Here is a 20,624-nt window from a genome sequence, read left to right as displayed (position 1 = left end):
ATTTAACCAACAGCAACTAATGATAATAAATGATCGAGTAATTGATTAGTGGTAATACCTTCAGCTTCTGCTTGATAGGTCAATAATAAACGATGACGTAAAACGTTATGGAATACCGCTTGAATATCTTCTGGACTGACAAAATCTCGGCCATTTAACCAAGCTCTTGCTCGAGCACATCGATCAAGAGCAATCGTTGCACGAGGGCTGGCGCCATAAGCTAACCATTGACCTAATTGCTCATCGTATTTTTCGCCATTACGCGTCGCCATAATTAAATCGACGATGTACTGTTCTAATACCGGAGCAAGATAAATTTCTAGTACTTCTTTACGCGCGGTAAAAATGTCTTCTTGAGATATTTTCGCTAAAGGCTGTTTTTTCTCGCCTAACGCTTCACCGCGGTTTAAGCGCAAAATGTCTAATTCGGCAGCGGCACCTGGATAATCAATTTCTAAATGCATTAAAAAGCGATCGAGTTGAGCTTCAGGAAGCGGGTAGGTACCTTCTTGCTCTAGCGGGTTTTGCGTCGCCATAACTAAAAACAATTCAGGTAACTGATACGTTGTTTTACCGACCGTTACTTGACCTTCAGCCATCGCTTCTAATAAAGCCGATTGCACTTTCGCTGGCGCTCGGTTTATTTCATCTGCTAATACTAGGTTTTGAAATAACGGCCCCGGTTGGAAAACGAAGGTTCCATCTTCTGGTCGGTAAATATCAGTACCGGTTAAATCGGCAGGTAATAAATCAGGAGTAAATTGAATGCGATGGAAGTCACTTTCGATGCCATCAGCAAGTGCATTTACCGCTCTTGTTTTTGCAAGTCCCGGAGGACCTTCTACAATCAAATGACCATCAGCTAATAATGCGATGAGTAAATTTTCAACTAAGGCATGTTGACCTACGATTTGTTCACTTAGGTGTTCTTGTAATTTAGAAAATTGTTCGATTGCCATAATAATTATTATTTTCCCAATAAATATTTAATGCTTATCTTTTTATTAAAGACGGATTAAAGAATATATAAGGAACATGTTATGCGAATTCAAGACTTTTAAACAGCTTAAATATAAATATTCAGTAATAATTGAACAGGTCTTACCAGTTGTGTTATGTTAACAAAAATATTACCCTAATGGTGTATGTGATATCCGCATACCAATAAGCAATTAAATGCTTAAAAATAAAAGGAAATTTAAATGGCAGCAATGCAAAAACTCACTACAAGAAATAACGAACGTATCGCTATTGTCGCTGGTCTTCGCACCCCTTTTGTTAAACAGGCAACAGACTTTCATGGTATCCCTGCGCTTGATTTAGGCAAGATGGTGGTAAATGAACTGATCGCCAAACACGATGTTGACCCTAAGATCATCGAACAATTAGTTTTTGGACAGGTTGTACAAATGCCAAAAGCACCAAATATCGCTCGCGAAATAGTACTTGGTACACAAATGAATGTAGGTACTGATGCTTACAGTGTATCAAGAGCTTGTGCGACAAGTTTTCAATCTACCGTAAATGTTGCTGAATCAATTATGTTAGGCAATATAGATGTAGGCATTGCCGGTGGCGCAGATTCAATGTCTGTACCACCAATTGGTGTGAGCCGTAATCTTGCTCGAACTTTACTTGATTTATCGAAAGCCAGAAGCTTTGGCCAAAAGGCCAAATTAATCTCGGCACTTAAATTTAAAGACTTATTACCTGAGCCTCCAGCCGTTGCTGAATATTCTACTGGTCTGTCAATGGGACAAACTGCTGAGCAGATGGCTAAAACACATGGCATTACCCGCCAAGCTCAAGATGAGTTGGCTCATCGATCTCATACTTTAGCAACCCAATCTTGGGCCGATGGTAAGTTAGCTGATGAAGTAATGGTCGCTCACGGTGAACCTTATAAATCTATCGTAGACAAAGATAACTGTATTCGCACTAACTCTGAACTCGGTGGGTATGCTCGTTTAAGGCCTGTGTTTGATAGAAAACATGGAACAGTGACCGCAGCAAACTCAACAGCACTAACTGATGGCGCATCCGCAGTACTGATGATGCGAGAAGGGCGGGCAAAAGAGCTTGGTTATAACATTCTTGGTTATATTCGTTCTTACGCTTTTACTGCCATTGACGTGTGGGAAGATATGTTAATGGGGCCATCATATGCAACACCATTAGCATTGCAACGTGCTGGCATGAATTTGGCCGATCTAGATTTGGTTGAAATGCATGAGGCATTTGCCGCGCAAACCTTAGCCAACGTTAAAATGTTCGGTTCGACTAAATTTGCTCAAGAAAAACTAGGGCAAGATAAAGCGATCGGTGATATCGATATGGACAAATTTAATGTCATGGGTGGTTCACTTGCTTATGGTCATCCATTTGCTGCTACCGGAACACGATTGATCACACAAACACTAAATGAGCTTAAACGTCGCGGCGGCGGTGTCGGATTGACGACTGCCTGTGCTGCTGGTGGTTTAGGTGCTGCCATGATCCTAGAAACGGAATAGCGGAGTATTAATGATGGAAAATATGGAACAATTATCTTCTTTTACACTAGAGCGTCAAGATAGTGGCATTGCACAATTAAAAATTGATGTGGTTAGCGAAACTATGAATGTGCTTAAAGCGGAATTTCTTGACGAGATCTCAAACGTATTAAACGAGATCAAATCCGATAGCACTATCAAAGGTTTGGTTGTTTATAGCGGAAAAAGTAATTCATTTGTCGCCGGTGCAGATATCACCATGCTTGATAAATGTGAAACGGCGGAGCAGGCGGCTGAGATAGCAAGTTCTGGACAAATGATTTTTAATCAAATCGAACAACTTAAAATACCGGTTGTAGCGGCAATCAACGGACCTTGTTTAGGCGGCGGTTTAGAGCTTGCCATGGCATGTCATATGCGCGTTGCATCCGATGCTGGTAATACAGTGTTAGGCTTACCTGAAGTTCAATTGGGCTTGTTGCCTGGTAGCGGTGGCACACAGCGTTTACCGAAACTTGTTGGCTTACAAAAATCTTTAGACATGATGTTAACCGGTAAACAATTAAGACCAAAACAAGCATTAAAGTCGGGTTTAGTTGATGATGTAGTACCGCGGTCAATTTTATTGGAAGCAGCAACTAAGCTTGCTCTCTCAGGTAAGAAAAAACGTAAAACCAAATTGCCTTTCATTGAAAAAGCATTGCAATCTAACCCTTGGGGTAGAAAGCTGGTATTTGATCAAGCCACTAAGACGGTAAAGGGAAAAACCAAAGGCAATTATCCTGCGCCATTAAAAATCATCGACAGTATTCGTGCTGGCTTTGAAAAAGGTACTGCAAAAGGCTTGGCCGTTGAAGCTAAACACTTTGGTGATTTAGTACAAACCAATGAATCAGCACAATTAAGAAATATCTTCTTTGCAACGACTGAGATGAAAAAAGAGTCTGGTGTTGAGGGCGTAAATGCTGAACCTGTCGACCGAATTGGTGTGCTAGGTGGTGGCCTAATGGGCGGTGGTATTGCTTATGTATCATCAAACAACGCCAAAGTACCGGTGCGTATTAAAGATATTAATCACACAGGTATATCAAATGCGTTGAAATACAGCTTTGACTTGCTTAACAAAAAAGTTAAGCGTCGCTTTATGCTGAAAACACAGATGCAAAAGCAAATGAACATGGTGACAGGCACTCTCGACTACAGTGGTTTTTCAGACGTTGATATGGTGATTGAAGCTGTTTTTGAAGATCTTTCGTTAAAGCAAAGCATGGTTAATGATATTGAGGAGAACTGTAAGCAAGGTGTGATTTTCGCCTCGAATACGTCTTCATTGCCAATTAATCAAATTGCAGCCAATGCAAAACATCCTGAAAACGTGATTGGTTTACATTACTTTTCGCCGGTAGATAAAATGCCGCTGGCTGAAATTATCGCTCATGACAAAACATCGGATCAAACTATTGCAACTACCGTTGCGTTTGCCAAGCGTCAAGGTAAAACACCTATTGTTGTTAAAGACAAAGCGGGCTTTTATGTAAACCGCATATTGGCACCCTATGTTAATGAAGCGGCCAACATTTTATTAAGCGGTGAGCCAATTGATAAAATAGATAGCTGTATGGTTAAGTTCGGATTCCCTGTAGGTCCAATTAAGTTGCTTGATGAAGTAGGGATTGATATCGGCGCTAAGATTAGCCCAATCCTTGAAGCTGAATTAGGCGAACGATTCAAAGCCCCTGAGGCGTTTAATAAACTGATTGCGGACAACCGTAAAGGTAAGAAGACCAACAAAGGGTTTTACTTATACAAAGGCAAGGGCGCTAACGGCAAAGCTGTCGATGAATCTGTATACCAATTATTAAACATTCAAGCGAATGGTCGTTTAAGTTCTGAAGACATCGCTCAGCGCACGGTGTTGTTAATGGTAAATGAAGCAGTTCGCTGTTTAGACGAGGGGATTATTCGTAATCCACGTGATGGTGATATTGGCGCTATCTTCGGAATTGGCTTTCCGCCATTCTTAGGAGGTCCATTTAGATACTTAGATTCATTAGGTGCGCAAACTGTTGTTGATAGGCTAACTGGCTATCAACAGCAATACGGAGAGCATTTCGCGCCATGTGATGCACTTTGTAAAATGGCTGAAAATAATGAGACTTGTTATTAATTGAATGGATGTACAATAAGCGGAATGTTATTGCCGCTTTCAATGACAAAGGGGCAATTCGTTGCCTCTTTTTTATTTTTGTTAGGGAAAACAAAAATGTTCAAAAAATAGTCGAAAAACACTTTAGTGTATTTATTCTATTTGCTATACTGCGCGTCTTTAAAATCCAATGAGACGGTTATGTTGTATATTGCCCTTATTTCTATTGTATTCGCTGTGTTCTTTTACTGTCAGGCCTTTCAATCAGGCATGGGACGTAAACGTTGGGCTACAGCTGGTTTCTTGCTAGGACCATTGGTATGGCCTATGTTTCGTATGGAAAAGCGTATGAAAACCTTTAAGCGCTTTGGACGTGGCTACAGCATGCTAAATGCCTAGCTCAATGAGCTAGGCTTTTTTAGGATTGCTTAGTTCCAATAATACTTAAGGTATTAGCTCCACCAACTGCTGGCGGACATTTCACATATTTCTACTTTTGCATTTACTTTTGTGGTTGTTTTACCAACAAAAATTGCTTTGATTACTTTAATCATAAATCACCTCTAGACCTTTATTATAAAGGCTTAAGACCACCAGCTGTTTGCTGACATTTCACAAATTTCTACGCTGTCTGCAACTTGTTTAGCAGTCATTTTTGGTGTGAACATTGTTTTGATAATAGCTAACATAATAATCTCCTACTTAGTAATAGGTTGAATGCGAATACGGTTGTCACCAGCAGGCTGAATGCGAATACGGTTGTCACCAGCAGGCTGAATGCGAATACGGTTGTCACCAGCAGGCTGAATGCGAATACGGTTGTCACCAGCAGGCTGAATGCGAATACGGTTGTCACCAGCAGGCTGAATGCGGATACGGTTGTCACCAGCAGGCTGAATGCGGATACGGTTGTCACCAGCAGGCTGAATGCGGATACGGTTGTCACCAGCAGGCTGAATGCGGATACGGTTGTCACCAGCAGGCTGAATGCGGATACGGTTGTCACCAGCAGGCTGAATGCGGATACGGTTGTCACCTGTTAAAGTGATATCTGTATTATTTTCGACTGGTGTCGTTGTTGCCATAATGGCAGAAAAAATTAGTGAACTAAGCATTGTACTTCCTTTATTTTTATTAAATATTAATAATTCAGGAATATACTTGCGATAATCGTGCCAAGTTTAAAATAAAGTTAAATAAATGTGTGTTTTATGTTTTTTTGTGCTGGTTTTTAAATGAAAAGTTTTTAAACAGGTGGAGTCTTTATGTTGCAACATCGTGGTTTTAATTTACAGTTTTAATCATCCTTATTATAGTGAGTCGATTTTTTAGTAATGATATGCGATAACAAATAACGACCAAAATCAGGCTCTGATAATGGTTTAGAGTACAAATAACCCTGCATTTGTTCACAATCAATATCTTTTAAGTACTGCAATTGTGATTCAGTTTCAACACCTTCAGCGACTACACCCATGTTTAAATTATGTGCGATCGTAACAATAGTCGCTACCATGTTTCGACCTTGCTCTGACGTTTCAATGTCATCAACAAATGCTTTATCCACTTTTAACGTATTCAAAGGGAATTGTTTTAAATAAGCTAATGAAGAATAACCTGTACCAAAATCATCTAACGCTAAGTGAATACCCAAATTTCGAATTTGCTGCATTGTTGCAATAGCTTCTTTTGGAGAATTCATAACCGTACCTTCAGTTATTTCTAATTCAAGGTGCTCAGCTTTCAAGCCTGTATCATCAAGAACATTGCTTATCATTCTTACCAGGTTATATTGACTAAATTGCACTGCTGATAAATTAACGGCAACTCGACCATTAAACATGCCGTTATCAATCCAAGCTTTGGTTGCTAAACAGGCTTTACGAAGTACGACTTCACCTATTTCAACTATTTGGCCTGTTTCTTCGGCAACCGGTATGAATATATCTGGACGAATAATACCTTTGTTACCGGCTTCAAATCGAACCAATGCTTCCATTCCTGAAACAGTGCCTGTTGCTACATCTATTTTAGGTTGATAAAAAACTGTAAATAAATCTTCTTTTAACCCATGCCTAATTAAGTTTTCTATTTGTAAACGCTTAACTACTTCTTTGTTCATTGAATCATTAAAGAATTGGTAGTTATTACCGCCATAACCTTTTGCATGATACATAGCAGTATCTGCATTCTTTAATAACTCATGGGAATTAACTCCGTCACCAGGGTAAAGGGCGATACCTATACTACAAGAAAGGGAGATATCTTGGTTTTGAATTTGGTAAGGTTCAATAATGGTCGAAAGTATATCATCCGCCACAGAAGTGATGCGGTGGATATCGTTATTACCTTCAACAACTAGGGCAAATTCGTCGCCACCTAGTCTATAGCAAGTGTCTTTTATGTCACCAATGGTTGCAATGCGCTCACTGATCTTACATAACAATACATCGCCAACTTGATGGCCAAGTGAATCATTGATCTTCTTAAAGTTATCTAGGTCAAACACTAATAAAGCATGTTCGTTTTCTAATTTTACGTATTCGGTATGATCAGATTGGAAAAATGATCGGTTTGGTAACCCTGTTAATGTATCTGAGTTTGCAAGCTTTTGTAATTCCGCTTCGGTCTTTTTCTTTTGTGTAATATCTGAAAATACACCAACAAAATGTGAGATCTTGTCGTTTTCATCGCGAATAATATCTATTGTGATATCAATAAGGTAAGATTCACCATCATTTCTTTTACTTTCAATTTCACCTTGCCACGTTCCCATGTTCTCAAGCGTTTTCTTTACATTTTGTAAAAAGCTTTCTGGATAGGACTTAAATTCTAAAGGCTTACCTAAAGAATCGTTTTTACTATTGCCAGTAATTCTTTCAAACGAAAGATTGCAATCAACGACATTAAAAGAACTATCATATACAACAACCGCATCAGAAATGTTTTCGATACACTTGGCAAAAAGTTTAAGGTTTTCTTCAGTTTGTTTAATTTGGCTAATGTCTTTTAATGTACCTGTCATACGAACAGGACTGTCATCTGAATCTCTTTCTACGACTTTACCGCGATCTAAAACCCATATCCATTTTTCGTCGTAATCTCTTACTCGATAGGCCGCTTCATAGTGCTCAGAATGTCCTGCTTTATGTTCTTCTAGTAAGTCTCTTACGCGTTGTTTGTCTTGAGGATGAATATTGGTGGTATCACTATTTTCATCGCCTGGATTCGGAAAGTTTAAAATGCCCCATATGTTTGAGCGAAACATTTTATTGGTTTTTAAATTCCAATCCCACATTTCATCGCCTGAACCCCAAAGCGCTAACTTCAATCTTTCTTCTGATTCTTTAACTTTTTCATTAGAACGTTCTTTTACTTTTGCTTGCAGTATAAAGTAGCGGACTATTCCACAAGCTATCAAAAAGTATACAAACCAAGCCGTTTTGGTTAACCACCAAGGAGGCAATATATTTATGAAAAATGGTTTGGCCGAAACTTTTCTAGAATTGTTACTAGAGTTATAAGCTTCTACAATAAATTTATATGAACCTGCAGGAATATTTGTATATGTAGCTCTTTTATTTAAGTGATTTGATTCAATCCAATCTTGGTCTATTCCCTCTAATTTGTATCGATATGTTATTTCCTCGGGGATACTTGAATTCGGTGAAACGAATTCTATAGTAAAAGGAAATTGATTATGCTTTAAAGTGACTTCCGAAATCTGTGAAATATGAGAATTAAGAATAGAGTCCTTTTTATTTGATATTTCTATTTCTTTATTTGCAATAAGAAGCTTTTGATTTATCGGCTTTGATATTTCGATTTCATTAAATTTAATATCTTCGGGATAAAAACTATTAAATCCGTTTAGTCCACCGAAAAACATTTTTCCATCTTTAGCTTTTAACCCCGAAAGAGCCCAAAACTCATTGGACTGTAACCCATGCCTGCTACTGAAGTTTACTATCTGCTTTGACGAGGGAGATATTTTACTTATACCATTATTTGAACTAGCCCAAGCGTTTCCTTCATTATCAACTAACATACGTGTGATAGATTCGTTTGGTAGACCATTTGTGCTATCGAACGTGCTAAATTGTACATATTTACTATCGTAAAGTAATATGCCTTTTGTTGAGAATGCTATCCATAAATAATCTTGGTACTCTTCAATATCTATAATTGAAAAACTCTTAATTAAGTCATTTTTTGGTAGATGATATTGAATGAACTCCTCATAATCAGGGTTAAATAAATATAACTCACCTAAATTGCTTTGGACCCATATTTGATTACTTTCAGAAATTGAAAGTGCGAATAAATTTCTTTTCAGTAACCCATCAGATATTTGGTAATATTTTACTTCTTTAGTAGCTGGAGAGTATCGATATAATTTAGAGCTTTGTGACCCAAACCAAATTTCATTATTTAAAAATACATAATCAAATTTTTCGTATGAACCTCGTTTAAACTTAGATACAGCCTCTTGAAGCTCAACTTTTTTCGTATTAATGTCTAAAAATAATACTTCATTGTCTTTGGTAACTAGCCATAAGTTATTATTGCCGTCGGGGTGAATAGTTAAAATGTCACGTTGCTTGTCTAAATCAAACGCAACGATTTCATCTGAGTCTTGCTCAATGTAGTAAAGGCCATAAAATTCCGTATAAATCCAGATCGTTCCATTACTAGTCTCAGCAAAGGAAGCTACAGTTCTTTTGGATAAACCTAAACTGGCCAAATAATGTGGAAAAAGTGAATAGTTAGGGTTGTATTTATTAGCTCCATTTAACTTTGAACCTACCCAAGTAGTTCCCGAATTATCTTGAAACGTTGTATAAACATATTCTATTTTTAAAGGAGATGAATCAATTTTTACTAAGTCTTTCCTTTTAAATTGATTAGTTCTCAAATCAATAGTATATAGACCACTTTCTGTACCTGCGATAATTTCGTAAGGACTGATTTTGGATATTGAACGAACATATTTTGCATCAGGGTGAGTATCTATATCTATAGGGAGGAGCTGATTTCTATATTGATAATTTTTGTCAATTATATAAACACCATTACTCGAAGCAACCCAATATTCATTATCAACAACTTTGATTTCATAAATGCCTTGGGCGTCTATATCTAAATGCCATTTGTTTTTACCGTCTATCTGGTAAACATAATCAAGATTCTTACTCAAAATATAAAGGCCGGAATCAAAAGTTCCTAACCAATAATTGTCCTTTTCATCTTGAAATATAGTTTTGATTTCTTTGATCGAGTCGGAATGCACTCTTAAGTTAATTTTCGCTAATTGCTCTGTCTTAAGGTCGTATTTGTATAGCTCATCTGTTGTTGATATGAATACATTTCTATTTTTGTCTTCATAAACAGTCCAGATAGCCTTGTTTTGTAATTTTTCAAAAATATTTGTAAAACTATCTTGCTCACGATTATATAAACTTAGACCTTTTTGAGTGCCTACCCATAAATTATTCATACTATCTACGTAGACAACTCTTATTACGTTATTTTGTAGGGAGTTTTTATTAGAATTAACGTTTCGATATTGCTTTATTTTGTAGCCATCAAATCTATTTAACCCGTCTGCCGTCGCCAACCAAATGTAACCGTTTTGATCTTGTGTTATTGAATAAACCGAACTTTGAGATAAACCTTCTTTGATCGTATATTGTTTAAATTTAAGTGCTGCGAAGTTATCAATTGATGCCAATGACGAAAAAGAAACGACAAAAAGCAACATAGCGCTGAGGTACACCATGAATTTACTCGGGTATTCCCCGGTCTTTTTGTTGATTAGGTTAAACACTTTGAGCTTTAACGGCCTTGTTTTAGCCCAGTGTGGGCATTTTACTTTTCGTATACCGCGTAACTAGCGGTTTTTTTATTATCAATATACATTCATATTAATGCAAATGTGTGGATTATGAAAGGTGAATATAAGGTTAATATTAGTGTCGTTATTGAAGTGCTATGATTTGTGTGGAAGTTCTTGATGAAAACGATCAATATCGTTGATTATAGTGTGGTTTTCACTTAAGTAACTTAACTCATCACCATGTTTGACTGACGCTAAACAAATCTTATCTGGAGTATTACTGTTTGCTAAGTTTTGTTTAATAAAATCATCGATATCTGCCAAAGTAACAGACTGTACAGCTGCAATAAGTTTTTCTTTTTGATTAAACCCATAATCTTTATTACAGATATTCATCCAATAGCGTTGGCTTTTCACCCTTGGACTAGTGTCTTTTTCTTGTAGTTGTCCAATAAGCCCTTGCTGTAAATGCTGCCATTGTTCGGCGCCAATAGAGCTATCAAAATCTTCAATAAATTGTTCCATCGCTGCAAATAATGTGTCGGCAGAAGTTTGTGGCGACTGAATGTAAAATGCAATACCAGGAAAGCGATTCATTGGCACATAACCAACACCAACTAAGTAGCCAAATTGACGTTCTGTGCGCATATCCTGAAAGAATAACGGTGACATTAAATGGCTAGTTATCATGGTGAGAGCCATTGTTTTTTCATCATTTTTAGCCATTGGGAAGTATATGACACTGGCGTAGTCATGTTCTTCTAGTATTTGCGGTAATAAACTTGAACCTTGATTTTGATAATCCACCACCTCACAAGTAACCCCTGCATTTTCATCTAAATGACCGCTCATTTGTGTATCAATCAGATCTGCAATTGAATCTGCTTGCGGCTCTAACCAATTGCCATATATAAATACTTCAATACACAGCTTATCAAAGTAAGCATTACAAAATTCACTGAACATTTCATAACTGACATCTTGTAATGCATTCGCTAGATCTTTGCCACTTGGGCTAAATGGTTTCATTAACGCGCTGAGCTTAGCGAACAATTGTGAGATAGACTTACTTTTTTCAGCGTTAGTCCAAGTCGTGATGAGCTGCTTTTTAAATAATGAAAAGCGCTCTGGTGCTAATGAATGATCTTTAATGCTCTGCAACAGGCTTTCAAGTAACAGTGGTTGTTTTTCATTAATTCCAGATAATTGTAACGTCATGCCACCTTGATGCGGATATAAATGATAATGAATGCCGGCGAGTTCTGCATGGTAGTTTTGTTCTAATACGGAGTCGCTAAAAAGCTCGACAAACAACCTGGTCATGGCGATATTTGCTTTGCTTTGAACCGAAACAGTTGAATCGATCCCAATAAATATTTGACCTTTGGGAACGAAGAAAGAGCTGTCCTGTTTAAACCATATTTTTAAGCCTGGCTTTTGTTTTATTAGCTTGGGTGTTGTTTTTTCTTTCTTTGGCGGCACCAATGTCGGTTTAGCAACTATGTAAGGGTTTGCCTCAGGAAGCGATAGCTCATCATAGGTAATATCACTATGCCAGTGTTTAATTAACTCTTCACTAATAGGCTCAATCTTATAAGGTACTTTGTACCAGTGACTGACCTTATCGGTTTCGAGGTTTTGATTAATACAAACAAGGCGAATATTATCGGCATTTAAATAATTAAGAAATTGATGAATTAAGTCTTCATTAAGAGACTCCATCACGTAATCACCAAACATATAATCCTGCTCTGGATAGTGCTGCATGTTGATTACTAGCTGATTCACCGAGTCTATTGGTTTTAATTTTTCTTGATATTGAAAAGAGAACTCTGAAATGGCTTTCTTTTCTTCAAAGTATGTTTCATTTACACCAGCCTTTTTAATCATGCCGATATAAGCAAAGACTAAAGAAACTATGTCCTCGATGTGATGCTCGCCATCTTCGGTTAAACGAATACTGATATTAAAGTCTTTAAAATTAGAGCCATTGATACCGCCGCCAGCAGTCAGAGATAAAGCCCATTGTTTATTTTTTAAATAGGCTAGGACACTGCCGGTTCCTTCATGACCAAGCAAATAACCTAAATAGCTAATCGGTTTATACGGGTAGGTTTCATCAATACCTGGCATAGGAAAACTAATGATTAATTTACGATCATTCTTTTCTGGTTTGATATGAATACGTTTTGCTAAATTGTCACTCAGATAGAGCGGTTCACTAATTTTTTGTTTTGGCTGAGTTAATGACTTAATCTCAGAGAATTTAGACGTCGCCAACGCTGTTAACTCTTCGATGCTTTGTGGCCCTTCCAAAACAAGGGTCATTAATTCTGCTCGGTAGAACTTATCAAAGAAGTTTTCGACTTCATCTTTTAAACAAGCGTCATCGCGATCGGCAAGAGTATCAATTGAACCTACTGAGAATTTACTAAATGGATGATCAGGATTTACGCTTTCTTTATGAACGTCATAAATTCGGCGCATGTCATCTTTAAGTTTCATCTTAAATTCGGCGTCGATATTTTGACGCTCTTTTTCGATAAATTCCTGAGACAACAAAGGAGCAATAAAGAACTGGCTAAATCTATCTAGTGCTGTTTCAAAGTGCTCTCGATTGATATCAAAAAAGAAACAGGTATGTTCGGTGCCTGTCCAGGCATTATTTGAGCCACTGTGTTTTGATAAAAACTGCTGGTATTCACCACTTTCAGGGTACTTTTTTGTACCTAAAAAAAGCATGTGTTCTAAAAAATGAGCTAATCCTTGGCGATCTTTCGGATCATCAAAATGCCCCGCATTAACAGCAAGCGAAGCCGCTGAACGATTTGATTCCTGATTTTCCACAAGTAATACACGCAAACCATTATTTAAGGTTAACGGTTGATATACTTTTAAATCGTTAGGACTTTGTTTCAAACATTGCTCCACAGTTGCAATTTGGGCGCCGTAATTTTGATAATTACACAATTATTTTTTTCTATATAAACAATAATATAAAGGATAACATCTTTTTTCTAAACTATTGTTTATATAACACGCTTAAATGCATTAAGATATATATAACGTGAGCAATAATTACATTACTCTAATTTGAAAGTATTAATTGAAGGCTTAAATTTATGGTTTAAGCTTAGTGATTAAGTTGACTAAGAAAATATTCGTAATGTAACAACTCTTTGGTAGATAAAACAAAGATGAAAATTTTTATAATGCGTCATGGTGATGCCACAATTGAGCATTCAACAGATGCAAAACGCTGTCTCAGCGAACTCGGTTATTTAGAAGCCAAAGTTATGGCGAAATGGCTTAATACGAAAGATGTTAAAATTGATGCTGTGATTGCAAGCCCATTTGTCCGAGCTGAGCAAACGGCTAAAGCTGTAATTGAGGAACTGACTTTTGAACCGGTTCTTCAACAGCTAGATTTGTTAACGCCAAGTGGCGATGCGAGTCGTGTTCATGATTACATTGATGCCATTATTGCGATTGAGCACTATCAAAATATTTTGCTGGTGTCACATATGCCATTAGTAAGCTATCTGCTGGCAGAGTTAAGTGTAGAAAAGAGCTCATCATTATTCTCAACTGCAGCAATAGCAGAAATTGATTATGATACCAAGAAGATGGCAGGGCATATCACTCATCATGTAAGCCCTGATGATTTTTGTTAGTTATTTACAGAAAAAGTCGTCTTTTAAGTCAATGAGTACAAGTAATGCACCTTCGCCACCGTGTTCCAACGGTGCTTGATGGAAAGCCATTACGTCTGGGTGTTGGACTAGCCAGTGTGGTACTTTATTTTTTAATATTCGATTGCCAATGCCATGAATAATACAAACACAATTTACGTGTTGTTTAGGGCAGGCGGCAATTAGTGCTGCAATTTCTTGTTTTGACTCTTGTTGTTTTAAACCATGTAAGTCTAAAATAAGTTCAGGCACATATTCGCCGCGACGTAACAGCTTAGCTTCGAAACTATCCACATCTTCACGGACGTATTTCATCGGCCCGTTTGTTTCAAGATTGGGCTCAAACTCATCAGAAAAGAAAAATTGTTGTTTTTCAAATTCTTTCTTTTCTTTTTGTTGTTTGACTTTGTGCTTGCTGGCAAGGGATTGCGGGTGTATTGTGTCTTGCTTAATAGGTTTAACTTTACCTATCGCCTGTTTAAACAAGTCTTTTTCGTTGTCGTTAAGAAGATCTTTAAATTTCATTCTGTAAGTTTAAAGTACGAATGATTAAAATAAAACAGAATTTAAAGCCGTGAAGGAGAAAAACTTGCTTGAAATAAATGTTAAAGAAGTGACAAACGATTTAAAAACCATTGCTGATTTTCTGCGTTGGGGTATGAGTCGCTTTAACGAAGCGGATATTTTTTACGGACACGGAACAACTAACGCTTGGGATGAAGCGGTTAGCTTAACCTTATTTACCCTGCATTTGCCTGGTAATCTTGATGATTCAATCATGCAAACACGTTTAACACAAAGCGAAAAACAAGCACTTATTGATATTTATTTACGTCGCATAGACGAACGTATTCCAGCTGCTTACTTAACAAACCTGGCATATTTTAAAGGTTTACCATTTTACGTCGATGAGCGTGTGTTAGTGCCTCGTTCACCAATTGGCGAATTAATTGATAATCGTTTTCATGGCTTAATTGAACAAGAACCAAATCGCATTCTCGATTTATGTACGGGTAGTGGTTGTATTGCTATTGCTTGTAGCTACCAATTTCCAAATGCAGAAGTAGATGCTGCAGATTTATCAGAAGATGCATTAGATGTAGCGAATTTGAATATATATAATCACGAATTAAATGATAGAGTAATGCCAATCAAGTCAGACGTTTTTTCAGGATTAACTGAACAAAAATATGATCTTATCGTGACTAACCCTCCGTATGTTGATAGTGAAGATATTGACGATATGCCAGAGGAGTTTCACCATGAACCAGAAATGGGGCTTGGTTGTGGTAGTGATGGCTTAGATATTGTTAGAAAAATATTAGCGCAAGCCAGTGAACACCTTAATGAAAATGGTGTATTGATCTGTGAAGTAGGCAATTCGATGATACACGTCGATGCGCTTTATCCAGAAGTAGAATTTAACTGGCTTGACTTTGAACGTGGTGGATTTGGCGTCTTCCATATTACAAAAACAGAATTAGATACATATCAGAAAATATTTAACGAAAGAGTGAAGTAGTACTATGTCCGGCAATTCAATTGGAAAATTATTTACAGTTACAACTTTTGGCGAAAGTCACGGATTGGCATTAGGAGCGATTGTTGACGGTTGCCCTCCAGGTATTGAAATTTGTGAAGAAGATCTACAAATTGATTTAGACCGACGCAAACCAGGGACTTCTCGATTTACCACGGCACGTCGCGAAGACGACATCGTAAAAATAATGTCAGGCGTGTTTGAAGGTAAAACTACCGGAACACCGATTGGTTTGATCATCGAAAACAAAGATCAACGCTCTAAAGATTACGGAAATATCGCTCAATCATTTCGTCCAGGTCATGCCGATTACACCTACACTCAAAAATATGGCTTTAGAGACTATCGAGGTGGCGGTCGTTCATCTGCACGTGAAACCGCAATGCGCGTTGCCGCAGGTTCAATTGCGAAGAAATTTTTAAAGCAAAAATTTGGCATGGAAATCAAAGCCTGTGTCAGCCAAATTGGTGATGTAATGGCGGAGCACTATGACTGGGATGAAGTTGGCAATAACCCGTTCTTTTTCCCAGATGTATCTAAACTAGACTCACTAGATGAACTATTGCGTGGCATATTACGTCAAAAAGACTCAATAGGCGCTGCCGTTAAAGTCGTTGCCAGTAACGTTCCTGTCGGTTTAGGGGAGCCTATATTTGATCGTTTAGATGCGGAAATAGCACATAGTTTAATGAGTATTAATGCCGTAAAAGGTATTGAGATAGGAGATGGTTTTGAGTCTGTCCGACAACGCGGTAGTGAACACCGTGACGAAATGACGCCAGATGGTTTCCTTTCTAATTCAGCAGGTGGTGTTCTCGGTGGTATTTCATCAGGACAAGACATCGTTGCTAATATCGCATTAAAGCCAACCTCAAGTATTGGCATCAGCGGTAAAACCATTGATGAAAATGGCGAACCAACAGACATCATAACTCGTGGTCGCCACGATCCATGTGTTGGTATCCGTGCTGTACCAATTGCCGAAGCAATGTTAGCAATTACATTAATGGACCACTATCTGCGTCACAGTGCACAAAACCAAGACGCACACTGCAAAACTCCAATCATCGAATAAAAAAAAGTAGGGTCAGATCACACTTTTTGGATAAATAAGTATGATCTGACCCTACTTATTGATTTGAAAACGAATAAATAGTGACCGATTCGACTTAACCCTAAACAGTTTTAAGTTTGTGCAGAAGCTGCTTTAGGAAGTAAGCTTTAAACGGTGGCTTGCTGTAATTGGTAGGCCTTATTCCAGCGGATATAACCCCATATTGATAGTATCGCGTATACGCCGGTAAGCGCGGCGTAAATGTCTAATTCACGATCCTTGTATAACCAAATTGCTGCAAGGTTGAGCACAATCCAGTAAACCCAAGTCGCCAATACCTTTGTCACTTCCATATATGTTGCTAAAAAAGAAAATATTGTCGTAAAGGCGTCGATAATCGGGCGCTCGGCGTCGGTTGTTGTTTGAAAAAACATGCCCAAGCCAATAGCCATTAGACTACAAACAAAGATAGCTTTTAGATGTTTTCCTATTGTCCAATGGATTATAGGGTTATCTTGTTTATTATTGCGTAGACTTTCCAGTTGATGCCAACGCATCCAACCCCAAAAGCCAACGACAACATAGTAGCTGTATAATATTGCTTCTGAATAAAGCTTTACACTGAGCATCAAATAGATACTTAGCGCTGAGCCTACTATGCCAAAGGGCCAGCATAATCGGTTTTCTTTGATTAATAAAATGATATAGATCAGACTTGATAGTGTTGCGCAAATCTCTAAAATGGTCGATATCGACATGGTTAATCCTATTTTCAACTCTTTTTAAAACTAACACTCAAACTTAGAGTAACGTTAATTCAAATGAAACTTAATATTATTAATACAGCGAGTAGCCCAATTTTTTATTCTGAACAGCCGATTATGGATAGTTCTGAATTAGCTGCTCAACTACAAAATTTTGTCGAAAAGCCGTTTAGCTATCGAAAACAATTCTTGCAAAAATATTTTGGCTTTGCATTTGATGGTTACTCTTATTACGGTCAAGAGAACAGCTCAAATCAAGCCTCGAGTGACATGTTGCACTCATTCGTATTTTCTGATTTTTATGACATCGAACGATACCCTGATGAGTTTCAATCGATTATAAAGCTTCAATGGCCGCTAATGAAGCAACAAGTTAAAGCATTTGAACACGCAATTTTAACGCAACTTAAACTAACTGATGTATTAACTCAATACCAACAAAGTTTTGGGCATATGATGTCAGCAAACTTTTATCCTGCGATTAATGACCTTAAACAATATGGTGAAGATAATACCCGGCTATCAGAACATCCTGATGTATCGTTAATCACCGTTTTTCCATTTGGTTTTGATAAGGACTTTCAATATCAAGATCTTAATGGTGATTGGCATTCATTGCCGGCAACGAACAAGTGTGTTGCTTTTTTAGGGCATTTAACCGAGTGGTTCACCAAAGGAGAATACAAGGCTTTAAATCACCGTGTGCAACTAAGTTCAAATAGAAACCTAGCACGTACTTCGTTTGCGCTGTTTTCCTTGCCGTTTCCAAAGACTCAAATCAGTCGTTTTGCCAATGAATCAAATAGTCGCGAGGTTATCACTAGTGAACAATATTTTCAGCAATACTTAAGTATATGGGACTAGTCTTTGGGACTATACTCGCTCCCAAAGACTGGCCTCATTGGTAAATACTAGCCAACTAAAATGCGTAGCTAGCGTTAATGCCGTAGGTTCTAGGCTCACCTAGCTGGACATAAGTTTGATTGCTCCAGTAGGCATAATCTACACGTGGATCAGACGCGCTGTATAATCCATGCACCTGATTATCTTCATCAGTTAGATTACGACCCCATAAACGTATGCTTAAGTTGTCTGTTGACCATTCTACGCTGGCGTTTACTGACAGAGTACTGTCTAGTTTGCCATCGTGATAATATCCAAAGTAGCTGTCACCTTTGCCGTCAACAGATACGCTAGCATTTAAACTGTCCGCGATATACCAAAGTGCGCCAATACTGTATTGATAGTTTGGTGACTTCGCTTGTTCTCGGTCAGTTTTTACAATGATTTGGTAAAGATCTTGGTCAAATGTTTCTATACTTTCAACTTCTGTTTCGAGTAATCCTAAAGAAGCGGTTAAGATGAAATCCTCTGTTGCCGAAAAAGTAAGATCTAATTCTGCGCCGTAGCTTGTTACATCAGATGATGAATCAAGATACCCGATCCAAATGTAAGTGCTTGGATCATACATCCAGTTCTCTAATTGAGCATTTTCTCGAGTCGAATGGAAAAGAGCAAAGTTTGTAGATAAACGATTGTCAAAATAATCGCCTTTAATGCCTAACTCTGTGCTTGTTAACGACTCAACATCAAAAGTTAATCTGCCGCTCATTAACTCCTGAAATTCCGGAGCTACCATTGCAACTTGTGCAATGGCTGAAACGTTAACTCCACTTGGCTTTTCGGCAAAAGCAATTACGCCGTATAGCAAGGTATCGTCACTTTGCTTGTATTCCATGGCAATTTCGCCGTTAACTAAATCATCACTATGATCGGTAGTGAAGCCATATGAGTCTTCGAAATCGTCTTCGAACTTTTCTAGGCGCACACCTACAGATGCACTTAACTTATCAGTGAAACCGTATTCATATTCACCGTAAATGGCAACACGATCTGTTTCATAAGTACTTAAAGACTCACCGATGTAGCCAAAGTCGTATTGGTAGTTTAAGTCTTCTTCTTGTGCACTGGCATAAATTCCGAATACAAACTGACCATCGCCTTTGCCAAATGTAGCCTTACTGTTTACCAAGCGTAAATCAATAGATGACTTTTCACGCTCTCTTAAGAAAGCTTCAGTGCCACTCCACGGTCCATCACAGACATATAATTCAGTACAGTATTCTGCGCTTATCCAATCGGCGTCATAGCTATAATCTAGATCAGAGTTGACGCTGTTAACGATAGCAATCAATTGATTTTCATCATTTATTTGCCAATCCGCTTTAACCGATATTGCTATGGTATCTTGATCATCCATACCTGGATTGTCTGAATATGTATTGCGATCATTATCTAATGACCAATAATCGATACCATTTTCAGCAACAAAAGATAAAAGGTTAAAATCAATTTGTAGGTTTTCGCTAGCGTCCCATTCGAGCTTTAAACGAGCTGTGGTTTCATCGATATTTGCAGTGTCATCTTTATCTAGGTGTTTATTCTCATAAAAACCGTCGCTCTGGTTGCTTTGCACCGCAACTCTTGCACGTAAAGACTCTGTTAATCCACTGCTTAGCACTAATCCGCCGTTATAACTGCCATAATTACCAAAGCCGGTCGAAACCTTGCCTTCAAACTCTTCACTTGCTGGGTTTGATTTAACTTTCACCATACCGGCAAACGCACTAGAGCCGAAACGAGTGCCTTGAGGGCCACGTAATACTTCTACTTGCTGGGTATCAAATAACATACCCGCATTAGCTGCATCACCAAGTTCAATATCATCTAGCATGATACCAACAGAAGGGTAGTATTTAGGCTCAGCATATTGCTCTAGGTCACCAATGCCGCGAACCTGCAAAAATCGGCTGCGAGATGCGCCTGATGCGAAGTTTACATTTGGTATTGCGCTTAGAATATCTTGTAGATGTTGTGCGCCTCTTTCTTCGGCGCGTTGTGCAGAATATACACTTATTGAACCTGCTGTCTCTGACAAGTCGCTTTCGCGAAAATCAGCGGTAACAACAATACGCTCAACACTTTCTGTGTCAGTTGTAGTTTCAGTTTGGTTTTCAGTTTCGGCTGCCACTGTCGCCATTGAGAATGAAGCGAGTAAAATCGTGGTAATTGCATTTTTCATTAAGGATCTCTTTATTGT

14 protein-coding genes are annotated in these 20,624 nt (G+C 38.0%); 7 read left to right on the top strand and 7 right to left on the bottom strand.

Annotated features, from left to right (window positions below):
• Positions 1-2 precede the first annotated feature (2 nt).
• The gene (locus LT090_RS11380; RefSeq protein WP_068547883.1) at positions 3-959 is read right to left on the bottom strand and encodes an AAA family ATPase; all 957 of its coding nucleotides are present in this window, start codon (positions 957-959) and stop codon (positions 3-5) included.
• Positions 960-1,202: 243 nt separating this feature from the next.
• Here LT090_RS11380 and fadI point away from each other — a divergent pair, with 243 nt between their 5' ends.
• The 3 genes from fadI (at position 1,203) to LT090_RS17030 (ending at position 5,037) form a co-directional block, all read left to right on the top strand.
• Complete coding sequence (fadI, locus tag LT090_RS11375) at positions 1,203-2,513, top strand: acetyl-CoA C-acyltransferase FadI (RefSeq protein WP_068547884.1); 1,311 nt, start codon at positions 1,203-1,205, stop codon at positions 2,511-2,513.
• Positions 2,514-2,523: 10 nt separating this feature from the next.
• On the top strand, positions 2,524-4,659 hold the full coding sequence (gene fadJ, locus LT090_RS11370) for a fatty acid oxidation complex subunit alpha FadJ (RefSeq protein WP_415918831.1): 2,136 nt from the start codon (positions 2,524-2,526) through the stop codon (positions 4,657-4,659).
• A 180-nt stretch (positions 4,660-4,839) separates the two neighbouring features.
• Entirely contained in the window at positions 4,840-5,037 is a 198-nt protein-coding gene (locus LT090_RS17030; protein WP_157726664.1) for a hypothetical protein, read from the top strand.
• A 299-nt stretch (positions 5,038-5,336) separates the two neighbouring features.
• Here LT090_RS17030 and LT090_RS11360 read toward each other — a convergent pair whose 3' ends face one another.
• The 3 genes from LT090_RS11360 to LT090_RS11350 all read right to left on the bottom strand — a co-directional run bounded on the left by LT090_RS11360 (position 5,337) and on the right by LT090_RS11350 (position 13,393).
• Positions 5,337-5,753 (bottom strand): hypothetical protein, encoded by a 417-nt coding sequence (locus LT090_RS11360; protein WP_070795968.1) that lies wholly within the window; start codon positions 5,751-5,753, stop codon positions 5,337-5,339.
• Positions 5,754-5,935: 182 nt separating this feature from the next.
• Entirely contained in the window at positions 5,936-10,417 is a 4,482-nt protein-coding gene (locus tag LT090_RS11355; protein ID WP_082897250.1) for an EAL domain-containing protein, read from the bottom strand.
• Positions 10,418-10,627: 210 nt separating this feature from the next.
• Positions 10,628-13,393: an insulinase family protein gene (locus tag LT090_RS11350; RefSeq protein ID WP_082897253.1), complete on the bottom strand. Its 2,766-nt coding sequence runs from the start codon at positions 13,391-13,393 to the stop codon at positions 10,628-10,630.
• A gap of 278 nt (positions 13,394-13,671) precedes the next feature.
• Here LT090_RS11350 and sixA point away from each other — a divergent pair, with 278 nt between their 5' ends.
• On the top strand, positions 13,672-14,148 hold the full coding sequence (gene sixA / locus LT090_RS11345) for a phosphohistidine phosphatase SixA (protein WP_068547530.1): 477 nt from the start codon (positions 13,672-13,674) through the stop codon (positions 14,146-14,148).
• On the opposite strand, the gene smrB is transcribed toward sixA, so the two are convergent.
• A complete protein-coding gene (smrB, locus tag LT090_RS11340; RefSeq protein ID WP_068547528.1) occupies positions 14,149-14,691 on the bottom strand; it encodes an endonuclease SmrB in 543 nt (180 codons plus the stop codon). It lies immediately after the preceding gene.
• 64 nt (positions 14,692-14,755) lie between these two features.
• Between smrB and prmB the strand changes: the two genes are divergently transcribed.
• Positions 14,756-15,688 carry a 50S ribosomal protein L3 N(5)-glutamine methyltransferase gene (gene prmB / locus LT090_RS11335; protein ID WP_089153037.1) on the top strand — a complete coding sequence of 311 codons (933 nt, stop codon included), beginning with the start codon at positions 14,756-14,758 and terminating at the stop codon, positions 15,686-15,688.
• Positions 15,689-15,692: 4 nt separating this feature from the next.
• Positions 15,693-16,781, top strand: coding sequence for a chorismate synthase (gene aroC / locus LT090_RS11330; protein WP_068547524.1), 1,089 nt, complete (start codon positions 15,693-15,695; stop codon positions 16,779-16,781).
• Between the two features lie 146 nt (positions 16,782-16,927).
• Here aroC and pnuC read toward each other — a convergent pair whose 3' ends face one another.
• Positions 16,928-17,518: a nicotinamide riboside transporter PnuC gene (pnuC, locus tag LT090_RS11325; protein ID WP_068547522.1), complete on the bottom strand. Its 591-nt coding sequence runs from the start codon at positions 17,516-17,518 to the stop codon at positions 16,928-16,930.
• A gap of 63 nt (positions 17,519-17,581) precedes the next feature.
• Between pnuC and LT090_RS11320 the strand changes: the two genes are divergently transcribed.
• Positions 17,582-18,388 carry a 2OG-Fe(II) oxygenase family protein gene (locus tag LT090_RS11320; RefSeq protein ID WP_068547520.1) on the top strand — a complete coding sequence of 269 codons (807 nt, stop codon included), beginning with the start codon at positions 17,582-17,584 and terminating at the stop codon, positions 18,386-18,388.
• Between the two features lie 55 nt (positions 18,389-18,443).
• On the opposite strand, the gene LT090_RS11315 is transcribed toward LT090_RS11320, so the two are convergent.
• Positions 18,444-20,606 (bottom strand): TonB-dependent receptor, encoded by a 2,163-nt coding sequence (locus LT090_RS11315; protein WP_068547518.1) that lies wholly within the window; start codon positions 20,604-20,606, stop codon positions 18,444-18,446.
• Positions 20,607-20,624: the final 18 nt, after the last annotated feature.

This window comes from Thalassotalea crassostreae (assembly GCF_001831495.1).
In the GTDB taxonomy this organism is placed as follows: domain Bacteria; phylum Pseudomonadota; class Gammaproteobacteria; order Enterobacterales; family Alteromonadaceae; genus Thalassotalea_A; species Thalassotalea_A crassostreae.
The sequence above is the reverse complement of the archived record's forward strand: the minus strand, read 5'-3'. Positions and strand labels throughout refer to the sequence as shown.